We start from the raw sequence: 1,680 nt of genomic DNA, 5'->3' as shown, positions 1-1,680 counted from the left end.
CTGTCAAGGGTTTTTGATAATGTCCTTATAAACTTTAAACATTAGCACCAGATTTTTCTGGTGCTTTCTCCTTATGAAAAATGTATTTTCAATACATTTTTCATCATATAAGTTGGTTTTTGAGTACACAAAATAAGCTATATGCATGGCTTTTAATCAGTATTTCATAAATCTTATGCTTAAGCAGACAGTTCTCTGGGATGTAAGGCGTATTTGACATGCTTTAGGAACGTTTCACTACGCCACGGGTGTTTCATGCCTGGTATATTACGCTTTCTTGGCTTCTCTAAAGTAAAATCTATATCAAAGTCTTTTGATTTTTGTTCGTGTTGAGGAATTTCGTCTAATGCATATATTTTGTCATGGGTACTAAATAAAAGTTCGCCATTAAAAGTCATGATAACCATACCTTTAACACCCTTATGATAATGTACCTGTAAGCCTCTGGAATCTACTGTTTTAAAATACTTATTGTCATAACGAATACAGTGTCCATTATCAACAGTTCTTTCGGATAGGATAGCTAAAGTATGATTAATGGTATCAAAATCAGGTTGCGGAATAAACACAGATTTGTTATGATTAATCTGGAGTGCAAACTTAGTGTTGTATTCTTTTATGTAGGAGTTTAAGAATACGTTTGCTTCACTAAGCGTGCTTATGCCTGCCAGGCGGAGTTCTACTGGCAGGCGTAATTGTAAAGTCTGAAATGCTCTCTCCACGCGTCCTTTTGCCTGCGCAATGCTGGTAGTCTTTATTTCAATCCCTAACTGTTTACATGCATAACTGAACTGTGTAAAAGTATCATCCTCGATGTTGGCTTTGGATTTCTTTTTGTATTCAAATACAGTTCTGTTATCCGTGTAGAGCATGTTTGGAATTCCATAATTACATAAAACCTGATTCAGTACATTATAGTATCCATTAAGAGTTTCCTGCTCATCAAAATACGCTCCAACAATAGTGCCAGTGCAGTCATCTATAGCAATATGGAGATTTGCTTTTTTATCACCGAACCATAGATGAACAGAGGCATCCATCTGAAGCATTTCGCCAAAGTAGGCGCACCTTGGTCTTCTTGAGTGGGCATCCTCCATCGCGATAATACTTGCCTCTATCTGTGCCTTTTTCTTTTTGGATTTGGTGCCCTTATGGAGTTGTTTTAATATCTTGTTCATCTGTTTTCTGGTTTTTCTTGTAGCACGAGGAGAGAGTATAAACTCAGAATAGAGTATTTTACGTAAGGTAGAAGGAGATATCACTATAGAATCATATTTCTGCAAAAGCTCACAACAATGAGTGAAATTTGCGTCCCAATACTTGCTGTTGTAAAGAGTTATAATGTCCGTTTTCTGCTGATCAGAAAGGGTATGGATAGGCTTACGGCCAGTGTTCCCGTGGACAAAGGCAGCTTTTCCTTCCTTCTCATATTTCTTAATCAAACGATTAATGTGTCTTAATGTACAGCCAATCTTTAAAGCGGCAGCTTTTTTGTTTCCGTGCTCATCAACCAATCTTTTAATTATTTCGTATTTTTCCTGTGCTTCCAATGTCAGAATTACCTTTCTCATTTTAAGTATCCTCGTCTTTCTTATAGTGAGGATTTATCATACCATATAAATATATAAATGGGACATAATTAAAAATGGTATATAAGGACTTTATCAAAAATCAATCAGA

At 36.0% G+C, this 1,680-nt stretch carries 1 protein-coding gene; it reads right to left on the bottom strand.

Going from position 1 to position 1,680, the window contains the following annotated elements:
- Nucleotides 1–179: 179 nt before the first annotated feature.
- On the bottom strand, nt 180–1,550 hold the full coding sequence (locus EDD66_RS18240) for an ISNCY family transposase (RefSeq protein ID WP_123611027.1): 1,371 nt from the start codon (nt 1,548–1,550) through the stop codon (nt 180–182).
- Between the last annotated feature and the right edge of the window lie 130 nt (nt 1,551–1,680).

The sequence above is a fragment of the Mobilisporobacter senegalensis genome (assembly GCF_003752155.1).
GTDB lineage: Bacteria > Bacillota > Clostridia > Lachnospirales > Lachnospiraceae > Mobilisporobacter > Mobilisporobacter senegalensis.
This window is presented reverse-complemented; position numbering and strand designations above follow the sequence as displayed.